22 protein-coding genes and 2 tRNA genes are annotated in these 22,496 nt (G+C 51.2%); 15 read left to right on the forward strand and 9 right to left on the reverse strand.

Annotated features, from left to right (window positions below):
- Positions 1-44 precede the first annotated feature (44 nt).
- The 8 genes from B5F75_RS05935 (at position 45) to B5F75_RS05970 (ending at position 5,028) form a co-directional block, all read left to right on the forward strand.
- Positions 45-545 carry an RNA polymerase sigma factor gene (locus B5F75_RS05935; RefSeq protein WP_087288952.1) on the forward strand — a complete coding sequence of 167 codons (501 nt, stop codon included), beginning with the start codon at positions 45-47 and terminating at the stop codon, positions 543-545.
- Positions 542-1,024, forward strand: coding sequence for a hypothetical protein (locus B5F75_RS05940; RefSeq protein WP_087288954.1), 483 nt, complete (start codon positions 542-544; stop codon positions 1,022-1,024). The genes B5F75_RS05935 and B5F75_RS05940 overlap by 4 nt, the downstream gene beginning before the upstream one ends.
- Positions 1,025-1,038: 14 nt before the next feature.
- On the forward strand, positions 1,039-2,379 hold the full coding sequence (locus tag B5F75_RS05945; RefSeq protein WP_143351267.1) for a cytochrome c biogenesis protein: 1,341 nt from the start codon (positions 1,039-1,041) through the stop codon (positions 2,377-2,379).
- Positions 2,380-2,461: 82 nt separating this feature from the next.
- Positions 2,462-2,773, forward strand: coding sequence for an ArsR/SmtB family transcription factor (locus tag B5F75_RS05950; protein WP_087288958.1), 312 nt, complete (start codon positions 2,462-2,464; stop codon positions 2,771-2,773).
- A gap of 56 nt (positions 2,774-2,829) precedes the next feature.
- Positions 2,830-3,804 carry a permease gene (locus B5F75_RS05955; protein ID WP_087288960.1) on the forward strand — a complete coding sequence of 325 codons (975 nt, stop codon included), beginning with the start codon at positions 2,830-2,832 and terminating at the stop codon, positions 3,802-3,804.
- Positions 3,805-3,812: 8 nt separating this feature from the next.
- Positions 3,813-4,091: an MTH895/ArsE family thioredoxin-like protein gene (locus B5F75_RS05960; protein ID WP_087288962.1), complete on the forward strand. Its 279-nt coding sequence runs from the start codon at positions 3,813-3,815 to the stop codon at positions 4,089-4,091.
- Between the two features lie 41 nt (positions 4,092-4,132).
- A tRNA-Ser gene (locus B5F75_RS05965) sits at positions 4,133-4,222 on the forward strand.
- An 89-nt stretch (positions 4,223-4,311) separates the two neighbouring features.
- The gene (locus B5F75_RS05970; RefSeq protein WP_143351268.1) at positions 4,312-5,028 is read left to right on the forward strand and encodes a hypothetical protein; all 717 of its coding nucleotides are present in this window, start codon (positions 4,312-4,314) and stop codon (positions 5,026-5,028) included.
- A gap of 43 nt (positions 5,029-5,071) precedes the next feature.
- Here the strand turns inward: B5F75_RS05970 and B5F75_RS05975 are convergent, their stop codons facing one another.
- Positions 5,072-5,335 carry a hypothetical protein gene (locus B5F75_RS05975; RefSeq protein ID WP_087288966.1) on the reverse strand — a complete coding sequence of 88 codons (264 nt, stop codon included), beginning with the start codon at positions 5,333-5,335 and terminating at the stop codon, positions 5,072-5,074.
- A 113-nt stretch (positions 5,336-5,448) separates the two neighbouring features.
- Here B5F75_RS05975 and B5F75_RS05980 point away from each other — a divergent pair, with 113 nt between their 5' ends.
- The 6 genes from B5F75_RS05980 to rdgB all read left to right on the forward strand — a co-directional run bounded on the left by B5F75_RS05980 (position 5,449) and on the right by rdgB (position 14,627).
- The gene (locus B5F75_RS05980) at positions 5,449-7,104 is read left to right on the forward strand and encodes a phosphoethanolamine transferase (RefSeq protein ID WP_087288968.1); all 1,656 of its coding nucleotides are present in this window, start codon (positions 5,449-5,451) and stop codon (positions 7,102-7,104) included.
- Between the two features lie 110 nt (positions 7,105-7,214).
- Positions 7,215-8,300, forward strand: coding sequence for a glycerol dehydrogenase (locus tag B5F75_RS05985; RefSeq protein ID WP_087288970.1), 1,086 nt, complete (start codon positions 7,215-7,217; stop codon positions 8,298-8,300).
- Between the two features lie 139 nt (positions 8,301-8,439).
- Positions 8,440-11,154 carry a valine--tRNA ligase gene (locus tag B5F75_RS05990; RefSeq protein WP_087288972.1) on the forward strand — a complete coding sequence of 905 codons (2,715 nt, stop codon included), beginning with the start codon at positions 8,440-8,442 and terminating at the stop codon, positions 11,152-11,154.
- Entirely contained in the window at positions 11,154-12,509 is a 1,356-nt protein-coding gene (gene pepT / locus B5F75_RS05995) for a peptidase T (protein WP_087288975.1), read from the forward strand. The genes B5F75_RS05990 and pepT (B5F75_RS05995) overlap by 1 nt, the downstream gene beginning before the upstream one ends.
- Before the next feature lie 177 nt (positions 12,510-12,686).
- Positions 12,687-14,009: a tripeptide aminopeptidase PepT gene (gene pepT, locus B5F75_RS06000; protein ID WP_087288977.1), complete on the forward strand. Its 1,323-nt coding sequence runs from the start codon at positions 12,687-12,689 to the stop codon at positions 14,007-14,009.
- 3 nt (positions 14,010-14,012) lie between these two features.
- Positions 14,013-14,627, forward strand: coding sequence for an RdgB/HAM1 family non-canonical purine NTP pyrophosphatase (rdgB, locus tag B5F75_RS06005; protein ID WP_087288979.1), 615 nt, complete (start codon positions 14,013-14,015; stop codon positions 14,625-14,627).
- 161 nt (positions 14,628-14,788) lie between these two features.
- Here the strand turns inward: rdgB and B5F75_RS06010 are convergent, their stop codons facing one another.
- From B5F75_RS06010 to B5F75_RS06025, 4 genes are read right to left on the reverse strand one after another with little or no spacing between them, the layout of a single operon-like run.
- Positions 14,789-15,571 (reverse strand): prepilin peptidase, encoded by a 783-nt coding sequence (locus tag B5F75_RS06010; protein ID WP_087288981.1) that lies wholly within the window; start codon positions 15,569-15,571, stop codon positions 14,789-14,791.
- Positions 15,572-15,627: 56 nt separating this feature from the next.
- A complete protein-coding gene (locus tag B5F75_RS06015) occupies positions 15,628-16,044 on the reverse strand; it encodes a type II secretion system protein (RefSeq protein ID WP_087288983.1) in 417 nt (138 codons plus the stop codon).
- Positions 16,045-16,052: 8 nt separating this feature from the next.
- Positions 16,053-17,282, reverse strand: coding sequence for a M20 family metallo-hydrolase (locus B5F75_RS06020; RefSeq protein WP_087288986.1), 1,230 nt, complete (start codon positions 17,280-17,282; stop codon positions 16,053-16,055).
- A gap of 20 nt (positions 17,283-17,302) precedes the next feature.
- Complete coding sequence (locus tag B5F75_RS06025; RefSeq protein WP_087288988.1) at positions 17,303-18,055, reverse strand: Nif3-like dinuclear metal center hexameric protein; 753 nt, start codon at positions 18,053-18,055, stop codon at positions 17,303-17,305.
- Positions 18,056-18,080: 25 nt separating this feature from the next.
- Between B5F75_RS06025 and B5F75_RS06030 the strand changes: the two genes are divergently transcribed.
- Positions 18,081-19,973, forward strand: a complete 1,893-nt coding sequence (locus tag B5F75_RS06030; RefSeq protein WP_158093796.1) for an N-acetylmuramoyl-L-alanine amidase family protein — start codon at positions 18,081-18,083, stop codon at positions 19,971-19,973.
- Here the strand turns inward: B5F75_RS06030 and B5F75_RS06035 are convergent.
- From B5F75_RS06035 to B5F75_RS06050, 4 genes are all read right to left on the reverse strand, one after another.
- Positions 19,970-20,581 (reverse strand): outer membrane protein, encoded by a 612-nt coding sequence (locus B5F75_RS06035; RefSeq protein WP_087288992.1) that lies wholly within the window; start codon positions 20,579-20,581, stop codon positions 19,970-19,972. The two genes, B5F75_RS06030 and B5F75_RS06035, sit on opposite strands and share 4 nt — an antisense overlap.
- Before the next feature lie 147 nt (positions 20,582-20,728).
- A tRNA-Leu gene (locus tag B5F75_RS06040) sits at positions 20,729-20,812 on the reverse strand.
- An 86-nt stretch (positions 20,813-20,898) separates the two neighbouring features.
- Positions 20,899-21,807: a PfkB family carbohydrate kinase gene (locus tag B5F75_RS06045; RefSeq protein ID WP_204201214.1), complete on the reverse strand. Its 909-nt coding sequence runs from the start codon at positions 21,805-21,807 to the stop codon at positions 20,899-20,901.
- A gap of 3 nt (positions 21,808-21,810) precedes the next feature.
- Positions 21,811-22,494 (reverse strand): SurA N-terminal domain-containing protein, encoded by a 684-nt coding sequence (locus B5F75_RS06050; RefSeq protein ID WP_087288994.1) that lies wholly within the window; start codon positions 22,492-22,494, stop codon positions 21,811-21,813.
- Between the last annotated feature and the right edge of the window lie 2 nt (positions 22,495-22,496).

The following is a 22,496-nucleotide window of genomic DNA, read 5'->3' on the forward strand; positions in this document are numbered from 1 at the left end:
ATAAAAGTGTGATACTTTTTCCGCAGCAGCATAATATAAGTAGCATGACCTCATTTGAAGCATTATATAACCAATACTTTAAGCCCGTTTATGCCTATGTCGTTACCCGCATAAACGACCCGGCCGCCGCAGAAGATATTTGCGCCGGCACTTGGAAAAAGTGCTACGAGCACCTTGCTTCTTATGACGAAGCCAAGGGGACGTTTTCCCAATGGATTTTTACCATTGCCCGCAATGAAACCAATATGTACCGCAGGCTGTTTTGGGTGAAACATTTCTTTTCGCTCGCCCAAACGCCCGATGACCTGCTGCCGGGCAAAGAAAAATCCCCCCTGGAGCAACTGGAGCAAGATTCCCTGCAAAGGCAGCTGCTTGCGGCCATGGCCACCCTTTCCGAAAAAGAAAGGGATTTACTCTCGCTTAAGTTTTACTCCGGCCTGACCAACCGCGAAATTGCCGCCGTAACCCGCTTAAGCGAAAGCAATGTGGGGACTATGCTGTACCGCGCCGTACAAAAAATACGCCGCTATATGGAGCCGCTATGAGCACAGAAAAAGAATTTTTGGAAAAAGTATCCGCCTTGGATTTTGATCCGGCCCGACAAGCCCAGCAACGCGTCTGGGCGCGCGTACTGCACCAAAGTGCGCCGCGCCGTTCCCTTAAGCCGTTGGCTTGGGGCATTTGCACGGGCTTGTTATTAATGCTGGGCGGCATTGCCGGAATGTACTGGAGCGATTCCCTGCAGGACAAGGATTACCCGCAGTCAACCGCCTTTTGGCAGCGCGCCCAATGCAAAAAAGCGGACGGGCGCGTGCTGGTTTCCACCGAGTTGGAATGCCATGGAGAAAAATGCTCCTGTACCAAAACCATGACGATTTGCGACGAACACCCCGTTACCCGCGTAACCCGCAAAAACTGCAAAACGCCGCCTTCCGATTTTGATCCGCAGGATCCGTGGAGCCTGTGGAACGATGATGCTGCAAAACAAACCAAAGACCTGGCTTTCTGCCAAAATCAATGTTAGGAGTTCAACCGATTATGTTAAGACGTATGTTCAAATTCTTGTTACTTACAGCCGCCCTCTTTTGGGGAACGGGCGCATCCGCTTGGGCGGCCCCGGTGCAAGCCGTGCTGTTTACCTCGCCCTATTGCCCGCACTGCCGGCATTTAAAAGAGGACGGGTTTCCCCAGCAATTTAGAGAAAAATATAAGGGAAAAGCGGAACTGTTTGAATATGATTTAACCGAACAAGCCAATAACGTTTTGTTCTTCCAAACCTTGCAAGCCTACGGGCTGGACTCGGCTGGCATTCCTATGCTGGTCATCGGCGAAACGGTACTGCAGGGGTACCCCACCCAAATCGGTTCACAGGCAGACGAAGCCGTCCAAAAAGCGCATTCCAACCGCGAAAAAACGCGCGTGCCCGGCCTGCCGGAACCGAAAGCAGAAACCGCTCCTGTAAAGAAGGCCCAACCAGCCGCCCCCGCCACAACCGAACCGGACCCGGCTGAACCCGCCCCCGTACAAACGGCTCCGCAGCCCGCGCCCGTGCAAGCACCCGCAGCTTTAGCAGAACCCGCACCGACCCCCGCGGCGGCCGCGCAAGAGAACTCCCAACTGCAGGCCCACGAAGCATTGTTTAGCCAAATTACGCTTTGGGCCATTATCGGCGCCGGACTGGCCGACGGCATCAACCCCTGTGCGTTTGCCGTTATTGTGTTTTTTGTATCGTTTCTGGCGGCTTATAAATACACCAAAAAAGAAATTATCGTCGTGGGAACGGCATATTGTACGTCGGTTTTCCTGGCGTATTTGCTGATGGGGCTGGGCGCGTTTCACTTTTTGTACGCGATGAAGGGCTTTCGCTACGTAACACTGGCCGTACAGTGGGGTACCATCGTACTGTGTGTGCTGTTTTTGGCGCTGAGTCTGTATGATTTCATTATTTACCAGCGCACCAAAAAATCCGAAAAAATGCTTTTGCAGCTGCCCAAAAGCTATAAAGAATACATCCACAAGGTCATGCGTTTCTTTTTAAAGGATAAACACAGCTCCATGTGGCGGCTGCTCTTGGCGGCGTTTGCCGTGGGGTTTGTAGTGTCGGCGGTGGAAGCCGTGTGCACGGGGCAGGTTTATCTGCCTACTTGCGTGGTGATTTTAAAAGAAGCGGGCAGCCAGTCCTGGAAAGCGGCCGAATACCTGATTGTGTACAACCTGATGTTCGTTCTGCCGCTTGTGTTGGTGTTTGTGCTGACGCTGTGCGGCAAGGAATCGGCCACGTTTAACAATTGGCTTAAGAAACATTTGGGACTTTCCAAATTTTTGCTTTGCTGTGTGTTTTTAGGATTGTTATTGTTGATGCTCGCCAATATGTTTTAACAAAAATCCCCGGCGAAAGCCGGGGATTTTAATGCTAAACATATTGATAAATATCAATATATTTATTATAATTTAATCTGTTATGACGGAACTTCAACAAACCGCCCGGCTGTTTAAAACGTTAAGCGATGAAAACCGGGTACAAATCGTCCAATTGCTGGCCCGCCGCGGCGAAATGTGCGCGTGCCAATTATTGGAATTACTTCACATCGGCCAGTCCACCCTGTCGCACCATATGAAAATTTTATGCGACGGCGGCATCGTATCGGCCCGAAAAGAAGGCAAATGGATGCATTATTCCCTTCAGGCAAGCGGCCTGCAAAAACTGCTGCATTGCTTAAAGCAGCTGTCCGCCCCCGTCCCTAAAAAGGCCTGTGCGGCCTGCAAAAAATAATTTTTTTGGCATATGCATCTATATATTTAAATATATAGATAATAGGAGAAAAATATATGTTTTCAATTTTTACAAAAATAGCCGACGCCTTGACAGCTTGGATGGGCCTCTCGCCCGATACTCACTTGGGCAGCGCGATACACTTTTTTATAGAGGACATTACCAAAATTTTTGTTCTTATTTACGTTTTAATTTTTATTATTTCGCTCTTTCGTTCCCAGCTCTCGCCGCAAAAAGTGCGGGAATATCTGTCCGGCAAAAACCGATGGTATGGTTACTTTTTAGCGGTCTTTTTGGGCATTGTTACGCCTTTTTGCTCGTGTTCGTCCATTCCGCTGTTTATCGGATTTATCACCGCGGGCATTCCGCTCGGCATCACCATGGCTTTTCTTATCAGCTCTCCGCTGGTCAGTGAAATTGCCACTTTTATGTTGATTAGCATGAAAGGGGCCGGGGTGGGCGTAGCCGCGGTATACGTGCTGTGCGGCTCGTTGATTGCCGTTTTGGGCGGCTGGCTGGCAGACCGGCTGCACTTGGAACGTTTGTGCACGTATCAGGCCCCGCAGACCGTGCAACCGGCTTGTTCGTGCAGCTCCCCTAAAACGAAATCCCAGCAGTTAAGGGAACTGACGGCTTATGCGCACTCTTTTGCATGGGATACTTTAAAAAGCATCTGGCTTTACGTGCTGGCGGGGCTCTTGGTGGGAGCGCTGATTCACGGATATGTGCCGGTAGCCTTTTTAAGCAAATATCTGGGGGCAGACAACCCCTGGGCCGTGCCGCTCGCGTCGGTCATCGGGGCGCCTATGTATGCCAATCACGTAAGTGTTATTCCCGTCATACAGGCTTTGTTGTTAAAAGGCGTTCCGCTGGGAACGGCCCTGGTTATTTTAATGAGTATCACCGCCATTTCACTGCCGGAAATGATGATGCTTAAAAAAGTACTTTCCGTAAAAATGATCGCTTTGTTTACGTTGTATCTGATTGTATCTTTTATCTGTGTAGGATATATTTTAAACTGGATATTATAGGAGGCTGTATGAAAATTCAAATACTGGGCATGGGCTGCAGCAAATGCCATATTTTATTTAACAACACCCAAGCGGCGCTGCAGGAACTGGGATTGCCTGCCGAGTTGGAAAAAGTGGAAGATTTTGACCGGATTGCCCAAGCCGGCGTACTGCAAACCCCGGCGCTGCGGGTGGACGGAAAAGTAATTTTGTCCGGCCAAACGGCAACGGTGGAACGGCTCAAAAGCCTGTTGGCGGATTGCCAAAGCGCAAGTTCTCCGTCGGGAAATGCGCAAGCTAAACATTAATTTGCTATAATAAATAGGTACTTAGTCCGCAACATCCTTTTGGAGAGGTGGCCGAGCGGTTTAAGGCACAGTCCTGGAAAGACTGCATACGGGAAACCGTATCGAGAGTTCGAATCTCTCCCTCTCCGCCATTTCAAAAGCCCCGCAAAGGGGCTTTTTTAACGCTTATTTGAGGTATTTTATGCGCAAACATTTTTTTACTCTTTGCGCACTTTTTTGTGTGCTTCCGTCCTGCGCCCAGCTGCAGGAAAATTTACAGGTGGTCGACCTGCTGCCTACGGAAAATATCACTTCGCTGGAAATTAAACCGCGTTTTAAAGCCAAACACGATTCGGCAAACGATATTTCTTCTACCATTGAAATCAAGCCGTCTTTTAAATTAAACCGGCACTGGAAATTCGGCGCCGAAATTCCGATTGCCCGCGTAGGAAACGATACTGCCGCCGCCAAGGGCTTAGGCGATATTATGGTATCCGGCAGTTATGTGGACTATACGCCAAGTAAAGTGTTTTCGTACGGATTGGCGATGGAACTGACTACCCCCACCGCCACCGACCGCAGCCTGGGAGACGGCAAATGGGTGGCCGAACCGGAAATTTTTACGGTGTGGAAATTAAATTCCTCTTTCTTTATAGAGGCGGAATACCGCCACATTTTTTCGTTCGCAGGCAGCAGCAGACGAGACGACATCAACGAAAGCCGCTACCGGATGATTTTCGGCCTTATCGGGCCGGACGGTTGGTGGTTTGAATTTGACCCGCGCTACACCGTGGATTACCAAAATCCCGGCGAAGCAGAACTGATCGGGGAATTTGAACTGGGAACGATGGTCAATGTGGGCTCGTCTATGTACGTACGCGGCGGGTGGCATTTGGCCGGCAACAAATACTCCTACGATTGGGAACTGATGCTGGGATTTAAAATCCTCTACTTATAACAAAAAAGCCCCGCCAAGGGGCTTTTTTTATAAAGGCTTTTTGTTACCGCCGAAACGTTCGCACCTGCATGCCGAACAATCTCCCCAGCAACATCAGCGGAAGCAAAATACAAATACTGAAAATCGCCACAAAAAGCGTAACGATAAACCCAAACGCCAGCACAAATACGCCGCCTAAAAGGCCGCCAGTGTCCCCTTTGGGGCGGGCGGAGTCTTTAGCCGGTTCCGGAGAAATGGGCCGTCCGTTTTCATCCAAAATTTCGGGCTCTATCACTTCTTCCGTTTGGATGATTTCTTTTTCTTGCATATGTATATTATGGCATAATCGGAAGCACTTGCCCACGGAAATTTTAGGCTGGCTAGGCAAGGGAAAAAGATATTGGTAGAATATTAGATATTTAAACAGGAGACTCTTCTCTTATGCGCAAAATAGCCGCCTTCCTGCATAAACGCTTTTCTATTTCTTCCGGCCATCTGATTACATTGCTTTCTTTCTACTTTTTACTGCTTCTAAACATCAGTTTCTGGCGTTTTATTTTTGTCCACGCCGAACCGGCCGGCCTGACGGGATATTTGTTTATGGCGTCTATTCCGCTGCTTATTTTTACGCTGCTGTATCTGACGTTTAGTTTGCTTACGCTTCCTTATGTAGGCAAACCGCTTCTTATCCTGATTCTGCTTATTTCGGCCGGCGTAAATTATCTGTCGTACCAGTTCGGCGTATTTATAGACGCCGATATGGTGCGCAACACTTTTGAAACCAACCCCGGCGAAGTAAAAGACCTGATCACCCTGCGCTCGCTGTTATGGTTTTTTGTGCTGGGGGTGATTCCGTCCGTTCTGTTGTGGAAAACAAAAATTACGTTTTCCCCTTTTTGGAAAGAACTGCTTACCCGTTTAAAACGCTGCGGCTTGGTGCTTTTGTGTTTAATTCTGTTTACGCCGTTTGTATACAAGCAATACGCTTCATTCGGGCGCAACAACAACCAAGTGCGCCGTCTGGTCATTCCGTTAAATTACATTTATGCCACTTTCCGCTATTTTCAAATTGAACACCAAAACAAACGCCCCTTTACCAAACTGGATGAAGCAGCGGAACACGTGCCTTATCCCGACGAAGAAAAAACGGTATTTATCTTGATTTTAGGGGAAACCGCCCGCGCGCAGAACTTTTCTTTAAACGGATACGTCCGCGAAACCACCCCCCTGCTTAAAAAGCAGGATATCGTCAATTTCCGCCACGTACAGTCGGCCGGCACCGCTACGGCGTTTTCCGTCCCGGCCATATTTTCGTTCACGCCGCGCAGCCGCTTTAGCCCCACCGATGCCAAATATACCGAGAATTTGCTTGATCTGTTGCAGCAAACCGGATATGAAATTTTGTGGAAGGAAAACGACAACGGCTGCAAAGGCGTCTGCCAGCGGGTACCCAACGTGGAAATGGACGTAAAAGACAAACGTTTCTGCGACGGTACCTACTGCCACGACGAAATCCTGTTGGAAGGGCTGGAAGATTATTTAGCCAACTTCCAAGGCAATAATTTGTTCATCGTGCTTCACACCATTGGCAGCCACGGGCCGACCTACTTCCGCCGCTACCCGGAACAATTCAAAAAATTCACCCCCACCTGCGACACGGAAGAAATTCAAACCTGCACCCAGGAACAAATCGTAAACACTTACGACAACACCATCTTGTATACGGACTATATTGTTTCTTCCGTCATTGACATCTTAAAGAAATTCCCCGCCTACGAAAGCGGGCTGCTATACGTGTCCGACCATGGGGAATCCCTGGGGGAAAACGGCGTTTATCTGCACGGTATTCCTTATGCCATTGCCCCCAAAGAGCAGACTTCCGTGCCCATGGTGCTGTGGATGAGCGAGGTCATGAAGAAATCCGACCATTTGGATTACGAATGCTTAAAAAAGAAAGCGCAAACGGGCCAGTTTTCGCATGATAATCTGTCCCACTCCATTTTGTCTCTGATGGAAGTGGACAGCCGGGTGTACGATCCGAAAATGGACTTTTTTGATGAATGCCGCTTAGATCCGCTCCCGCGCAAAGCCAACTGACGTTTTCTTCGGCCGCCGGCAACCGGCGGCCGTTTTGCATATAACCTTTTCTTAGGCTTGCTTAATGGAGCCAAATTGATCAAAATAGGAAAAAACAAACAGGGGGCAATATGGAACGAATTATTTTTTCACCGATGAAATACGTACAAGGGCCGGGGGCGTGGCAGCGGCTGGCGGAGTTTGCCGCCGGGCTCGGCGCAACCGGCGCCTATGCCGTGGCGGGGCCGCACGTGCTAAAGCATAATTGGGAACCGATTGAAAAAAGCTTTCAGGCCCGACACTTGCCGCTGACGGCCCATGCGTTTGCGGGCGAGTGTTCCATGACGGAAATTAAACGCATCGTAAACGAAATTCACGAAAAAAACTGCGGCGTGGTCATCGGCATTGGCGGAGGCAAAGCGTTAGACACCGCCAAAGCCGCGGCTTTTTATGCCAAACTGCCGGTTATTATTGCACCGTCCCTGGCCTCCACGGACGCACCGTGCAGCGCCCTCTCCGTCATCTATACCGAAGAAGGCGCGTTTGAAAGTTACCTCATTTTGCGCAACAACCCGGATGTAGTGCTGGTGGACACGTCCGTCATCGCCCAAGCTCCGGTGCGGATGTTGGTAGCCGGAATGGGCGACGCGCTGGCTACTTATTACGAGGCCCGCGCCTGCTTTGCTTCGGGCAAGAAAACAACCGCCGGCGGCAAATCTTCGCTCTCGGCGCTCGCCATTGCCCGCGCCTGCCGCGACAGCCTGTTTAAAAACGGCCTGCGCGCCAAACTGGCGGCAGAAGCCAAAACCGTTTCCGCCGCGTTGGACGATATTGTGGAAACCAATACTTATATGAGCGGCGTAGGCTTTGAAAGCGGCGGCCTGGCGGCGGCGCACGCCATTCACAACGGGCTGACCGTCCTGCCGCAGACGCATCCGTTTATGCACGGCGAGAAAGTGGCTTTTGGCCTGTTGGTGCAGCTGGCCTTGGAAAACGCCCCGCAAGTGGAATTTAACGAAGTGCTTTCGTTCTGCCGCCGGGTCGGCCTGCCCACCAATTTGGCGGCCTTGGGGCTGGAAAACGTGTCCGACGACGAACTTCAACAAGTGGCCGCCGCCAGCTGCGCCGAAGGCGAAACCATGCACAATATGCCTTTTGCCGTTACGCCGCAGGCGGTGTTTGCGGCCCTTAAAATAGCCGATAAGTTAGGCGCCTGACGGCCCGCTGTTCTGTGTTTTGCCCGCCCCGGGTTTCCCCCCGGGGCGGCTGTTTTTCCCCCTCTTAAATTGGTAAAATGTAAATAAGCGCGTAACGTCACATTACGCGAAGAAACCAAGCAAAGAGGACTTACGAATTATGTTACCCAAAGCGTACGAACCGCAGGAAGTAGAACAAAAACTAGCAGACAAATGGCAAAAAGCCAAATTATTTGCCGCCCATGTAGACCCCGCCAAAAAACCTTTTGTAATCGTCATTCCGCCGCCCAACATTACGGGTGCGCTGCACATGGGGCACGCCTCCACCAATACTTTGCAGGACGTGCTGATCCGCGCCCATCGGATGTTTGGCGAAAACGCCTACTGGGTGCCCGGCACCGACCACGGCGGTATCGCTACGCAAAACGTAATTGAAAAGAAACTCGCTAAAGAAGAACACAAATCCCGCCACGACTTGGGGCGCGAAGCCTTTGTCCAAACCGTATGGGACTGGTACAACGAATGCGGAAACGCCATTTTCAACCAGTTCCGCAAAATGGGCTGGAGTTTGGATCTGTCCGACATCCGCTTTACCATGGACGAAAAACGCGCCAAAGCCGTATACGAATGCTTCCGCCAATGGTGGGATAAAAAATACATCTACCGCGGCAAACGCCTGATCAACTGGTGCGTACGCTGTTCCACCGCGTTGTCCGACATTGAAGTGGAACACGAACAGCACGCCGGCAAATTGTGGTACCTGCGCTATAAAGGCGAAGACGGCTCGGACGGCATCGTCATTGCCACCACCCGCCCCGAAACCATTTACGCCGACGCCGCCATCGCCGTCAACCCCAAAGACGAACGCTACAAAAATATGGTGGGCAAGAAAGTCATCATCCCGCTGGCCAACCGCGCCATCCCGATTATTGCCGACGAGGCCGTAGAACTGGGCTTCGGCACGGGCGCTTTAAAAATCACCCCGGCGCACGACGCAACCGACTACGAAGTCGGCCAGCGCCACAACCTGCCCATTATGACGGTGATCAACGACAAAGGCAAGATGATTAACTGCCCCGAAAAATACCTGGGCATGGACCGCGAACTCTGCCGCAAGGAAACCGTCAAAGATTTAGACGCCGCCGGCCTCTTGGTAAAAGAAGAAAAATACAACAACGCCGTTTCCACCTGCTACCGCTGCCACAGCGCCATTGAACCGTTTATGAGCGAGCAATGGTTCGTCAAAATGGACAAGCTGGCCCAGCCCGCCATTGAGGCCGCCGAATCCGGCGCCTTGCAGTTTCACCCGGCCAACTGGAAAAACCCCTTCTTAAACTGGCTGAAAAACATTCAGGACTGGTGCATCTCCCGCCAGATTTGGTGGGGGCACCGCATTCCGGTGTGGTACTGCCGCCACTGCAGCGAAAAAGGCCTTACCTTTGCGACCGATCAGCAAGGGCGCGAACAATTAACCAAAGTATCGTTTGAAGACGGCGCCCAGCCGATCGTTTCTTACGAAAAACCCGAAAAATGCCCCGTTTGCGGCGGGCACGACTTGGTGCAAGACCCCGACGTGCTGGACACGTGGTTCTCTTCCGCACTGTGGCCGATTTCCGTATTCGGCTGGCCGGAAAAAACGCCGGAAATGGATTACTTTTACCCCACCAGCGTCATGGTAACCGGGTATGAAATCCTGTACCTGTGGGTTGCCCGTATGGTAATGACCGGGCTGGACTTTACAGGCAAACTGCCGTTTAAAGACGTGTATTTAAACGGCATCGTGCGCGACAAACACGGGCAGAAAATGTCCAAATCCAAAGGAAACGTCATTGACCCGTTGGATATGACCGCCAAATACGGCACGGACGCCGTGCGCTTTTCGCTTTTGATGCAGGCCGTCCCCAGCAAAGACATCCCGTATTCCGAAGACAGCATCACCGGCGCGCGCAACTTCTGCAACAAGCTCTATAACGCTTCGCGCTTTATCTTGATGAATATGGAAGGCATCCAAGGCCCGCTGGCTATGCCCAAAGAAGTAACCGAACTGGCGGACAAATGGATTTTAGACCGCTTTGCCCACGCCATTAAAACCGCCCGTGAAGGCATTGAAAAATACAACCTCGCGCTGACGGCAAACACCTTGTACCACTTCCTGTGGGGCGATTTCTGCGACTGGTACGTGGAGCTGGCCAAACAACGCTTCCAAACCCAAGAAAAAGAAAAAGTAATGGCGCTGTGCGTAAACATCCTCTACAACACCTTAAAAGCACTGCACCCGTTAATTCCGTATATCACCGAAGAAATTGCCTCTTCGCTGCGCCCGTATGTGGCGGCCGAAGGCGGGGAATTCCTGCTGCAGCAAGCCTACCCGGAATTTGACCCGGCCCTGTGCGATAAAGAAGCCGTACGCAAAATGGAAATTATCCAAGGCGTTACGCGCGAAATCCGCACCATCCGCGCTCAGTTTAACGTGCCGCCCGCTTTGAAGATCAGCGCCGTTTTAACGGCCAAGGACGAAGCGGATTTGGCCGTCGTAAAAGAATACGAAGGCTACATTAAACTCATGGCCAAAGTACAAAAACTGGATATCGGCGTAAATTTGGCAAAGCCCAAACAAACCGCCACCGCCGTGTTTGAAAACATCGCCATCTATGTCCCGCTGACGGGCCTGATTGACTTTGAAAAAGAAAAGAAACGCCTGGAAAAGGACTTAGCCGCCGCCAAGGCCAACATCGCTTCGCGCGAAGCGCGCCTGGCGCAGGAAAACTTTATCAAACACGCGCCCAAAGAACAAATTGAAAAGACGAAGAACGAACTGGCCGCCGCCAAAGTGGCGCTGGCGCAGGTAACGGCTTCGCTGGAGGATTTGGCCTGATGAACAAATACGTGAAAACCGCACTACTGGCCGCCGTCTGCTTCCTGCCGCTGGCGGCCGCCGCACAGGAAATGGATTGGAAGTCCGTTACCCGCTATAATAAAGCCGAAGCCAAAAAACAACTGACCGAACGCTTTACCAAATACGTAACGTTTGACACCCAATCCAGCGACCAAACGGACAAAGTGCCCAGCACCGAAGGGCAAACGAAATTCGCCAAAACGCTGGTCAAAGAACTTAAGAAAAACGGCGCCAAAAACGTAAAAATGGACAAAAACGGCATCGTGACGGCCGACATTCCGGCCAATTCCGACCGCAACGCCCCGACCGTCGCTTTCTTGGCGCATATGGACACGGCGCTGGAAGTTTCCGGCAAAGACGTCATCCCGCAGGTACACGCCAACTACCAAGGGGGCGACATCGTCATCAACGCCCCGCGCAAGCTGGTGCTAAACGCAGCCAATTCTCCCCAGCTCGCCCGTGCCCGCGGGCACGATATCGTTACCGCGTCGGGCGGTACGCTCTTGGGCGCGGACGACAAAACCGGCATTGCCGTTATCATGACTATGGTGCAATACCTGTATGACCATCCCCAAATGCAGCACGGCCCCCTTAAAATTGCTTTCACGCCCGACGAGGAAACCGGCGCCGGCGTGGCCCGCTTTGACGTGGCTTCCTTCGGGGCGGACTATGCCTATACGCTAGACGGCATGGATACGGGCGCCCTTACGAACGAAACCTTCAACGCCAAAGCGTTTACCGCCGTGTTTGAAGGCATGCGCTCCGTACACCCCGGCGAAGCGATGAATTCCGCGTTTTCCGACAATGTGCTGATGGCTTCCGACTTTCACACCCTGCTTCCCCGCCACCGCCGCCCCGAAACCACTTCGGGCCGCCGCGGGTTTATCTTGGTGGACTCCATTACCACCCAAGGCGATAAAACCGAAGTAAAAGGAATTATCCGCGCCTTTACGGACGAAGAAATGCAGGACTTGGTAAACGAAGTAACCCGCGCGTTTAATACCGTCAAGGGAATGAACTACAAGGGCAAAGGATTCTCGCTTACCTTTACCGACCAATATAAAAACATGAAACAGGCCCTGCCCGAACAAGTGGTTTCGCTGGCGCAGCTGGCCATGCAAAACGAAGATATTACCCCCGTATTAACCGCCGCCCGCGGCGGGACGGACGGCTCCGCCCTGTCGTTTATGGGACTGCCGACGCCGGATCTTTTTGCCGGGCAATTCAACGTCCACAGCGAATACGAATACGCCGATGTGGATGTGATGGAAGCCTCCCTGCGCACGGTGCTGCGGCTCATCTCGCTGTGGCATATGCAGCAGCCCGCCCAATAAAACCCGCTGTTTTGATTGCCCGCCCCGCCTCAAACGGGGCGGTTTTTTATGCCCAAAAAAGACCTAAACCCGCCTAGGTCTTTTGGCCCTTGCGGTTTTTAGCGCCAGATTAATACAATGAGAAAGAAGAGATTGCGTGACGTGTTTTGCAACTATTTTTGAACCAAGGAGAACAACATGAAAAAACTTTTGGCATGGCCTCTTGTTGCGGCGTTGTTTTTAAGCGGCGCAACGGCATTTGCCCAAGGCATGATTGCCGACAAATACCGCGCCGAGATGTTGCCGCGTTTTGTGTCTTATGTGCAAATTGACAGCATGAGCGACAACCGGGCGGAATGGATGACCCCCGGCCAAGAAAAAATGGCCCAGTTTCTGTACGACGAAATCAAGGCGTTTGGGTTTCCGACTTACTTTTCCAAGGACAAATACATCTATGTAAACATCCCGTCCAACCTCAAAACCCGCAAAGCCCCCAAATTGGGTCTCAGCGCCCACTACGACACCACGCCGGACATCATCGGCAACGGCGTCAAACCGCAGGTAATCAAAAATTACGACGGCAATCCGATCGTGCTGAAAAACAACCACGTCATCAATTTTAAAAGCGATCCCTACCTGAAGAACATGATTGGCAAAACCATCGTTACTTCCGACGGCACCACCAACCTGGGTGCCGATGACAAAGCCGGCCTTACCATTATTGTAACGTTGTTGCAAACCCTGGCGGAAAACCCCAAAATGCCGCACGGCCCGATTGATATCGTGCTGACGCCGAACGAAGACGTAGGACGCAGCGCCGAACGCTTGGAGCTGGAATACTATCATCCGGACTATGCGTACGATTTTGACGGCGGCGTGAACGGCGAAGTCGTAATTGCCAACTTCTCAGCCGACCGCGTGGTGGTTACGGCCCAAGGCGTAAACGGGCACCAATCGTATGCGGCCGACAACGGCTACCTCAATTCCGTTAAACCCATCGCAGATTTAATTGCGGTCGCGGTCCCAACCAAATTCCTGCCCAACCACAGCCGCGGGGATCAAGGATATTTGGAACCGCATCATATTGAATACGATCCCGTCAAAAACACCCATATGGTAGATTGCCGCCTGCGCTATTTTGACCCGGAAGAAGGCAAACGCTATTTGCAAGGCATTCAGCACACGGCCGATAGCCTGCAGCAAGTGTTGGGCACCAAAATTACCGTTGAAATCACCAAGCAATACGAAAACGTGGCCTATGGCGTGAAACCGGAAGCGTTGGGCTTGTTGACGGCTGCCATGAAAGAAGCCGGAGTAACCCCCAAAACGCAAAAAGAACGCGCGGGCACCACTTCTGCCATGATTATGGCCAAACACGGTTTTGGCGGATACACGGTATTTACCGGGCAGAACAATCCGCACGCGTTTACCGAATGGCTGAGTGAAGAAGATATGTTTAAAGCTTATAAAGTAGCTTTAAACCTGGTAAAACAAGTAGCCCAGATGAACGCGACCAAATAACGTATGAAAATTTTAATTGCTACGGGCAATCCGCATAAATTTAAAGAGCTCATTCATATTTTGCCCGCCAAATTAAAAAACGGGACGCCGATAGAATATGTAAGCCTGGCTGATTTTAAAGGGCTTACGCTTCCGCCGGAAACCGGAAACACGCTGGAAGACAACGCGGAAACAAAAGCCGTTTATGCCGCGCGCGAGAGCGGTCTGCCGGCGGTGTCGGACGATACCGGCCTAGAAGTAAAATTTTTACATGGCGCCCCGGGCGTCCATACGGCCCGTTACGCCGGCGAACACGCCGACGCGGACGACAACAACCGCAAGCTTTTAGCCGCCTTGGAAGGGCAGTTATTGCCCGCCCGGGCGGCCAGTTTTCGCACGGTAGCCTGTTTGGCTACCCCGCAAGGGCGCGTGCAGCTGTTTGACGGCACGCTCGACGGCTTTATCGGCTTTGGATACAAGGGCGAAAACGGATTCGGTTATGATCCTATTTTTCTGGTGGGATCCTCCCAAAAAACACTGGCTGAATTGACGGAACGTGAAAAAAATCAAATCAGCCACCGAGCCAAGGCATTTAAAAAGCTGGCGGATCATTTAGTCCTTCTTAAAAACAGAAAATAATAAAACCCCCGGTCAAAACCGGGGGTTTTTAACATCGGCACTCTTTGCTAAAGGCAGGCCCTAGAAAAAACTAATTCACTTGCCGAAAGCGGCCTTGCCTGCAAACAATTAAAAACCTCCGACAGATTTATCGGAGGTTTTTTGGAGATATTTCCATACACTTAAATTTCTATCACTAACATCGCCGGCTTAATCAGCCACAGCAGGTTAATCAGGGCGCCCAGGCTTAAAAACGGGCCGAACGGAATGGCGTCGCCGCCTTTTTTCCCTTTAAAAATCATCAAAAACAGGGCATACACCAATCCGAAAAACGAGGCAAACACTACCGTGGTAATCACGCCTTCCCAACCGATAAACGCGCCTACGCCGCCCATCAGCTTCACGTCGCCCCCGCCCATGGCTTCCTTCTTAAACATCCACGTTCCTATCAGCGCTATGGCCAACACGCCAAACAATCCTACGCCCGCACCCAACAGCGAGCTAAGCTCCTTCTGCCACCAAACGCCGGAAAAATTGGGGTTGGCCCACGCAAAAGCAAGGCCCAGCACAATCAGCCCCAGCGAAAACCGGTCTGGGATAATCATTAGTTCCAAATCAATTACAGAAAGAATAATCAGCGCATATACCGCCGCCACGGTAACAAACGTCCATACGCTAAGTCCAAACCGCCACACGAATAACACCGTCAGCGCCCCCGTAAGCAGTTCCACCACCGGGTATTGCAGCGAAATAGGCTGCTTGCAGCTGCGGCACTTGCCCCGCAGCCATAAGTAACTCAGCACGGGGATATTGTCGTACCATTTAATCCGTGCGTTGCAGCCCGGGCACGAAGACGGCGGCCACACGATGGACTTGTCCCGCGGAATGCGGTAAATGCACACATTTAAAAAACTGCCAAACAGCAAGCCAAAAATGCCTGCAAAACATAAAATCAGCGTATCCATAAATCCTCTTTACAGTAAGACATAAAAATCCCCCGCCCAAAAAGCGGGGGCTTAAATCAGTGGGTGTTCCAAGGCTTGCCGTAGCTGTCTTCTTTATCCGTGTTGACAAAGAAGTCGCCGTAGCGCGGATCCGTCGGATCGTTTACATACGCCCAGCCGCCCGTTTTGGTAAAGCATTGTTCGAAGTTCCCGACGGAAACATGCGAAGAGGGCGTATACCCCGGAATAATTGCCTGCGGAATGCTTTCAATATAAGTAGGCACCAAGCTGGATAAGTCATCCGTGGGATAAGTACCCTGATGTTCCCCATAATAAGCGGCAATGGCACTGCGCACTTTCACCAACTGATGTTTGGTGCTTCCTTCCTGCGCTTTATGCACCAGCATGAGAAATTTCGGTACGGTAAACCCCAACAGAAGGGCGAAAACCACCACCGTAATGAGAATTTCCGTTACCGTAAATCCTTTTTTCATAAGCACCTCTACTTAAAGTTCAGTGAAACCAGCGCAAACACCTTTGCATCGCCCAGCGTATTCTTGATGCTGGAATACTCGTTGGGTTGGTGCGCCATTTCATCTAATTTGGAGTATACTACCGCCGGATAGCCCGCATTGCGTAAATAAGCGCCTACGGTTCCGCCGCCCACGCCCATGGTGCGGGGCGTATTTTTATAAACGCTTTTTACGGCCGTATGCGTCAGCTTTACGACCAACGCATTTTTATCCGTCGGCTTAGATCCTTCGTTGATAACGGGCTCTATTTTAATCTTCACTTTAAACTGTTTTTCAACGCCTTTGGCAATTTTGGCAATTTCTTTAAGGACTTCTTCATTGCTATAGCACGGCAAAATGCGGCAGTCCAAATAAAACACATCCGTTCCCGGAATGGTGTTTACATTGGGCACGTTGGCTTCGCGTTTGGTCGGCTCAAAGGTGCTGGCGCTTTCCGGGGCGAACAATTTGTCTTTTTTATTGAACTTTTTGTACAAATCGTCCAATTTGGTTACAAAATAAGCGGAAGCCCGGTGGGCATTGATGCCGCTGTGCGGAGTGGAAGCATGGGTCTGCACGCCGCAAACGGTAAATTTCACCCACAGCATATTTTTTTCGGCCACTTCCACCATCGTGCCTTCGGCGTTGCCGCCGTCCGGCACCAAGAAGACGTCTTCTTTTCCAAACGTCTTACCGTGTTTTTTAAGAATGGCGCTGATGCCATATACGCTGCCGATTTCTTCATCCGCATTGAGAAGCAGGGCATAGTTGCACGGAGGGCGAACACCGCAGTCCATCATGGCTTTCACGGCCAATACGCCCGATACCAAACCTTGTTGGTTGTCTTCCGAACCGCGGCCGTAAATTTTATCCCCTTTGACCACCGCTTTAAACGGATCGGTTTTCCAAAGCGACAAATCCCCCGGAGGCACCACATCCATATGCGCCATTACCCACATCGTTTTTTGTTTATTCTGCCCATAGTATTTGGCTACAATGTTGGGGCGGATGCCGTCTTTGGCTTTAGGATCTTTGATGTTGATCATATAGAGTTCGTCAAACTTCATTTGTTTTAAGACGGACATCAAATAAGCAGCTTTGGCATTTTCCCCCAGGCCGCCGCTATGCGGCGAAACGGCCGGGCAGGCAATCATATGGGTTTGCAAATCAATTACCGTTTGTTTATAGGAATCAATTTTCTTCAGCAAGTCTTTTTCCATTCTTTCCTCCGTGCGCCGGTTTAAATCGGGTTGGGCACGTCAATAAATTCGGTTTGTACGTCAAATCGTTTGGCCACCAGCTCCATCAGAGCCAGCACGCCCGGCTTTTCGGAATTGTAATGCCCTAAGGCGATACAATTCAGTTTTCCTTCCCGGCACCACTCCTGGGCGGGTTCATCCAAGGCACCGGTAACATACAAATCCAACTTTTGGGCAATGGCCTGCGGAATCATACTGTACGCGCCTCCGCTTACCACCCCCACCGTTTCTATGCGTTTAGGGCCGTACGCCAGCACTTGGGCGCGGGCCCCGCAATAGGCTTGCAGCGTGCGGGCAACATCTTCCACGCTGCAGGGCGGCACATAACCGCAAAAACCAATTTGCACGCCGTGATATTCCCCAAACGGCTTTAACCGTTCCGCCCGCAGGGCACGCATCAAACACGCATTGTGCCCCACCACGGGATGAAGATCCAGCGGCAAATGATAACCGGCTAAATTCAAATCGTTCTTGAGCAAAAACGCAATCCGTTCCCGAAACAACCCCGTAATCGGCTGTTCCTGCCCCCATAAAAGGCCGTGGTGCACCACGATTAAGTCCGCTCCCGCGGCTTTGGCTTTTCTAAACAGTTCCAGCGAGGCGGACACGCCAAACACAATTTTCCCCACGCGCGGCGTTCCCGCCACTTGCAAACCGTTGCGGCTGGCATCGGGAATTTGGGCACTGTTTAGGTAAGTATCCAAAAAACGGATGACGTCTTCACAATTGACCATAGAATTATGTTATCATTTTATAAGGATGAAAAGAATACTTTTTTTGCTGTTTTCTCTCTTCGTATTTGAGGCCGCGGTACACCCCCAAAACATCCCCACCGCGCCTTATCTGCCCGCCCAAGGCCGTTCATCCGCTCCAAACGATTCCATTACGGTGCAATTTCCCTATGAAAAAATGACCGTTACCCGGGGCGCCGCGCGCATTTTTTTATTTGGGCAAATTCATTTGTCCGGCCCGGTAAAGCTGGATATCAACGGGGAAAGCGTCCCCGTGCAGGAAAACGGCACTTTTATCGCGTTTTTGCCCGTTAAAAGCGGCGAATTTGAATTTTTGCTTACCGCCTCCAACGGGCGGGAGACGGTGCAAGCCGTCCGGCGCATTGTGGTGCCGGGAGTGGATATTAAAGATTTTTCGTCCCGGGCGGAATTTGACCCGGAGGAAATTTTTCCGCAATCGCCCGCCGAATTATTGCCCGGCGATGTGGTGGGGCTATATGTACGCGGCACGCCGGGAGCGGAAGTAACGTTTACCCTCTCGGGCCTAAAAGACGCCAAAAACATTCCGATGAAAGAAGATGTTTCTTCTCCGGGGATGTACCGCGCCAAATACTTAATCCGCGAAGACCAAAAGCCCAAGACGGCAAAAATAACGTACAACATGGAAAACGGCCCCGACGGCAGCAAGGCCAAAATCACGGCGCCCGCGCGCTTGAAAGTGCTGGACGCCAAAGACCCCTTCACCCGCGCCCAAGTGCTTTCCGCCGGGGTAAAACTGCGCAAAATTCCCACGCCGCGCGAAAATTTGTATCCTTTCTACCGCGCCTACGGGGAAGTGCTGCTAAACGGCCGCATGAACGGGCAGTACCGCATTGCTTTAAACGAAAACGAATCGGCCTGGCTGGAAGAAAAGAATTTAAAAACCTTGCTCTTTTCCGGCTATACGCCCAACCGCATTACCGAACTGAAAACCACCGCCCTGCCGGATAAGACGCGTTTGTCCTTTGCCGGCAGCCGCATCATTCCCATCAGCGTCCACGAATTTAACGACCGCATGGAACTGACGCTCTACTATACAGACGGTTTTGACGAAAACTATAGTTTTGACACCACCAGCCCCATTATTGAAAGCATTACCTGGTCGCAGCCGGCCCGGGATACGCTGTTGTTTAAAATTTATTTTAAAAAAGATTCCCCTCTTTGGGGTCACGCTTACGATTTTGAAGGCAACAACCTGATTATAGATTTAATGCACCGCCCGGGGTTGACCCCTACAAAAGACAAGCCGCTGCAAGGCGCGCGCATTTTATTAGACGCCGGGCACAGCCCCCGCCGCACCGTTCCGTACGACGGCGCCGTCGGGCCGAGCGGCTACTTGGAATACGAGGCCAACCTGGCCTTGGCCGAAGATTTAAAACCGCTTCTGGAAAAAGCCGGTGCCACCGTGATTATGACGCGCCACGGCAACAACCGCATGAGCCTGCAAAACCGCTACCAATTGGCACTTAAGGAAAAAGCGCATATCTTTGTCAGCCTGCACTACAACGCCTTGCCGGAAACCGTCAACCCGCTGGCCCGCGCGCGGGGTTTTTCCGTGTATTACAACTATCCCCACAGCTTTAAGCTGGCCCAATCCGTTTACGACGCGTTCACCCGCCATGTACCCCTGCCCGATAACGGCATGATTGCCAACGACGTACTGTTTATTCCGCGCATTCCGCAGCTGCCCAGTATCTTGGTGGAAAATGCCTACCTGATCCTGCCCGAACAAGAACAAATGGCCAAAACGGCAGACGGCCGCTCGGCTTTTGTACAAGCGCTGTATGAAGGAATTTTAGATTTTTACGGGGTGAAGCCCCGCCCCGAAAAGAAACCGCTCCGGCGCAATGCTTTTAAAAAACCGGGAAGGCGGATTTTTTAAAACATCCACCCGGTGCGCAAGTGCACCGCTGCTTCCCAGCGGTGCGGAAAGTAAAAATACACATTGCGAGCAGACTGCAGGTGATACATGCCGCGCAGTTCCAACCCGCCAAACCAATTTTCGGAAAAAGCAGTTTCCACTCCCGCTCCAAAAGCCAGAAACGGAACCGAAAATTTTTCCTGCCACAAACTAAAATAAGAAACGTCGTGCTGCTGCCACCCCATGCCTGCCGTAATGTAGGAGCGGGGACTGGCCTGCGGCGTAAGGGTAACCTTAAGAAGGGCTTCCAAACGGTAGGTGCGGTACTTGTCCACAAGTTCCGTTTTCTTCAGCGGGCCGGAAACCCCTCCGGATACTCCCACTGCAGCCCAATCGGCCAAGGAATAGAACGCCCGTACTTCCGCGCCCAGCTCTCCCTGCACCAGCCGTTGGCCGGTAAAATCGTGCATTTGCCCCGAAAAAGCGGCCGCCCCGGCCGACACTTCCCACCGCGGGGCCGTAAACCGGGCCGGTTCTTCTTGGGCGGTATAATCACGGGCACGATAAATTTGGGAAAAGCAAGGAATAGACAGACACAACCACACGCTTAAGCACACAAACCGTTTCATATCTTATATTGTAACAAGATCGTTTTTGCGCTTAAATAATGCAATACAGTTATATATCCCGTGGGGCTTGTTTGGGGGATACTGCGAGCCCTTTTGCAAAAAAAAACCTTTGACTTACTCGTCAAAGGGTTTAACTTTTTAAAATCTTACCGGGGAAGGGACTTGAACCCTTAAGCCCGAAAGGGCAATGGTTTTTGAGACCATCCTGTATACCAATTCCAGCACCCCGGCATAACAGCTAATAATTTATTTTAGCAAATTTTTTCCTAAAATAAAATTTTTTTCATTTTTAACCGCCTGCAAAACCGCCTGCGCAGTTAAAATTTCAGCATGGAGACGTATTCTTCCAACCGCTGGTCTACATCCTGTTTGGAAAGATTGGCCAAACGGTCTACGCTAAAGGACTCAATCGTAAACGAAGCCATCACGTTGCCAATCATCATGGCTCTTTTAATCGCCGTCAAGTTATTCCAGTCTTCCAAGCTGGCCAAATAGCCGGTAAATCCGCCGCCGAAGGTATCCCCGGCGCCGGTCGTATCGTGCACATGCTCCAGCACAAAAGGAGGCAGCTGCACCAGGCCTTTGTTGCTTACCAGCATCGCCCCGTTGGAACCAAGCTTAATGACCACATACTTCACGCCCTGTTCCAGCAAAATCCGCCCGGCTTTAATCAGGTTGTACTCGCCGGTTAACTGGCGGGCTTCGCCTTCGTTTAAAAAGAACACGTCAATGCGTTTTACCACTTTCAGCAACGTCTCTTTTTTGGACGAAATCCAATAGTTCATCGTATCGCAGGCCACCAGCGACGGATGCTTTACCTGGTTTAATACCGAAAGCTGCAGCTCGGGGTCTATATTGGCCAAAAACACGGCTCTGGCATTTTTTTGAATGTCGTTTAAAACGGGATTAAAATTTTGAAAAACATTCAAATCCGTAAACCGGGTAACGGCGGTGTTGAAATCTTTGTCATAACTGCCGCCCCAGTGGAAGGTTTTTCCGTCCCGCACTTCCAGCCCGTCCAAGTTTACCCCGCGCTTTACAAACGGGGCCCGGTCTTGCTGCGTAAAATCCGTCCCCACGACGGCCACCACGGCGGGGCTTGCAAAATAGCTGGCACAAATGGAAGCATAGCTGGCCGCGCCGCCCAACACGCGCTGCACGCTGCCATTGGCGTTTTCAATGGTATCAAAAGCTACCGATCCGACTACTAACACTTCGTTATTCACGGCTTAGTCCTGTAAGAAAGTTTTGATTTCCACTTCGCTGTTGAACTGGTCAAAAAAGCCCGTTTGAGCGGTTTGCATTTTCGTATCCATCAACTGAGAGGCAAACTCGTTTTTGTTTTCGTCAAAATTTTTCAAATTGCCGTGCTGTTTTTTGTATTCGTATTTAATTTCTTCGGGCGTCAGTTTGTAATAGGAATACAACACCCCGCGGAAGCGATCCGCCAGTTTGCCTTTGCGCAGCTGGTTTTCAAACTGGGCCGGCGTCATGCCGACGGAGCGTTTTAAGGCATATTCGTAAGCAGTTTTGTTAAACTGCCCGTTTTGCGAAAAGAAAGGAGAGGTTTGAATATCGTAGGCGATTTCGTAATCCGACACTTCCAGCCCCGCCTGATGCGCCGCTTGGTTGAGCACTTCTTCGCTGATCAGCGCCGCCAAAAATTGCTGCTGCAGGAACTTCATCATATTTTCGTCCACATCCACGCCTTGGTTGCGCAGCACGCGGGCGCGGTCTTCGGTAACGCGGTACAAATCGCGGTAGGTAATATCGGCAGATCCCACCTGCGCCGCCGTATTGCTGAAGTTGCCGCGGCGATAGGCATCGGCCCCTAAATACACGATACTGCCCAAAAAGAAGGCCAGCGTGATGATAAGAATTATTTTTTTGTGTTTGATCAGGAACGAAATCATAT

This window comes from Elusimicrobium sp. An273 (assembly GCF_002159705.1).
GTDB lineage: Bacteria > Elusimicrobiota > Elusimicrobia > Elusimicrobiales > Elusimicrobiaceae > Avelusimicrobium > Avelusimicrobium gallicola.

Coding starts and splice junctions, on each gene's coding strand:
- B5F75_RS05935 (WP_087288952.1), top strand. CDS start 45: ATGACCTCATTTGAAGCATTATATAACCAATACTTTAAGCCCGTTTAT.
- B5F75_RS05940 (WP_087288954.1), top strand. CDS start 542: ATGAGCACAGAAAAAGAATTTTTGGAAAAAGTATCCGCCTTGGATTTT.
- B5F75_RS05945 (WP_143351267.1), top strand. CDS start 1,039: ATGTTAAGACGTATGTTCAAATTCTTGTTACTTACAGCCGCCCTCTTT.
- B5F75_RS05950 (WP_087288958.1), top strand. CDS start 2,462: ATGACGGAACTTCAACAAACCGCCCGGCTGTTTAAAACGTTAAGCGAT.
- B5F75_RS05955 (WP_087288960.1), top strand. CDS start 2,830: ATGTTTTCAATTTTTACAAAAATAGCCGACGCCTTGACAGCTTGGATG.
- B5F75_RS05960 (WP_087288962.1), top strand. CDS start 3,813: ATGAAAATTCAAATACTGGGCATGGGCTGCAGCAAATGCCATATTTTA.
- B5F75_RS05975 (WP_087288966.1), bottom strand. CDS start 5,335: ATGCAAGAAAAAGAAATCATCCAAACGGAAGAAGTGATAGAGCCCGAA.
- B5F75_RS05980 (WP_087288968.1), top strand. CDS start 5,449: ATGCGCAAAATAGCCGCCTTCCTGCATAAACGCTTTTCTATTTCTTCC.
- B5F75_RS05985 (WP_087288970.1), top strand. CDS start 7,215: ATGGAACGAATTATTTTTTCACCGATGAAATACGTACAAGGGCCGGGG.
- B5F75_RS05990 (WP_087288972.1), top strand. CDS start 8,440: ATGTTACCCAAAGCGTACGAACCGCAGGAAGTAGAACAAAAACTAGCA.
- pepT (WP_087288975.1), top strand. CDS start 11,154: ATGAACAAATACGTGAAAACCGCACTACTGGCCGCCGTCTGCTTCCTG.
- pepT (WP_087288977.1), top strand. CDS start 12,687: ATGAAAAAACTTTTGGCATGGCCTCTTGTTGCGGCGTTGTTTTTAAGC.
- rdgB (WP_087288979.1), top strand. CDS start 14,013: ATGAAAATTTTAATTGCTACGGGCAATCCGCATAAATTTAAAGAGCTC.
- B5F75_RS06010 (WP_087288981.1), bottom strand. CDS start 15,571: ATGGATACGCTGATTTTATGTTTTGCAGGCATTTTTGGCTTGCTGTTT.
- B5F75_RS06015 (WP_087288983.1), bottom strand. CDS start 16,044: ATGAAAAAAGGATTTACGGTAACGGAAATTCTCATTACGGTGGTGGTT.
- B5F75_RS06020 (WP_087288986.1), bottom strand. CDS start 17,282: ATGGAAAAAGACTTGCTGAAGAAAATTGATTCCTATAAACAAACGGTA.
- B5F75_RS06025 (WP_087288988.1), bottom strand. CDS start 18,055: ATGGTCAATTGTGAAGACGTCATCCGTTTTTTGGATACTTACCTAAAC.
- B5F75_RS06030 (WP_158093796.1), top strand. CDS start 18,081: ATGAAAAGAATACTTTTTTTGCTGTTTTCTCTCTTCGTATTTGAGGCC.
- B5F75_RS06035 (WP_087288992.1), bottom strand. CDS start 20,581: ATGAAACGGTTTGTGTGCTTAAGCGTGTGGTTGTGTCTGTCTATTCCT.
- B5F75_RS06050 (WP_087288994.1), bottom strand. CDS start 22,494: ATGATTTCGTTCCTGATCAAACACAAAAAAATAATTCTTATCATCACG.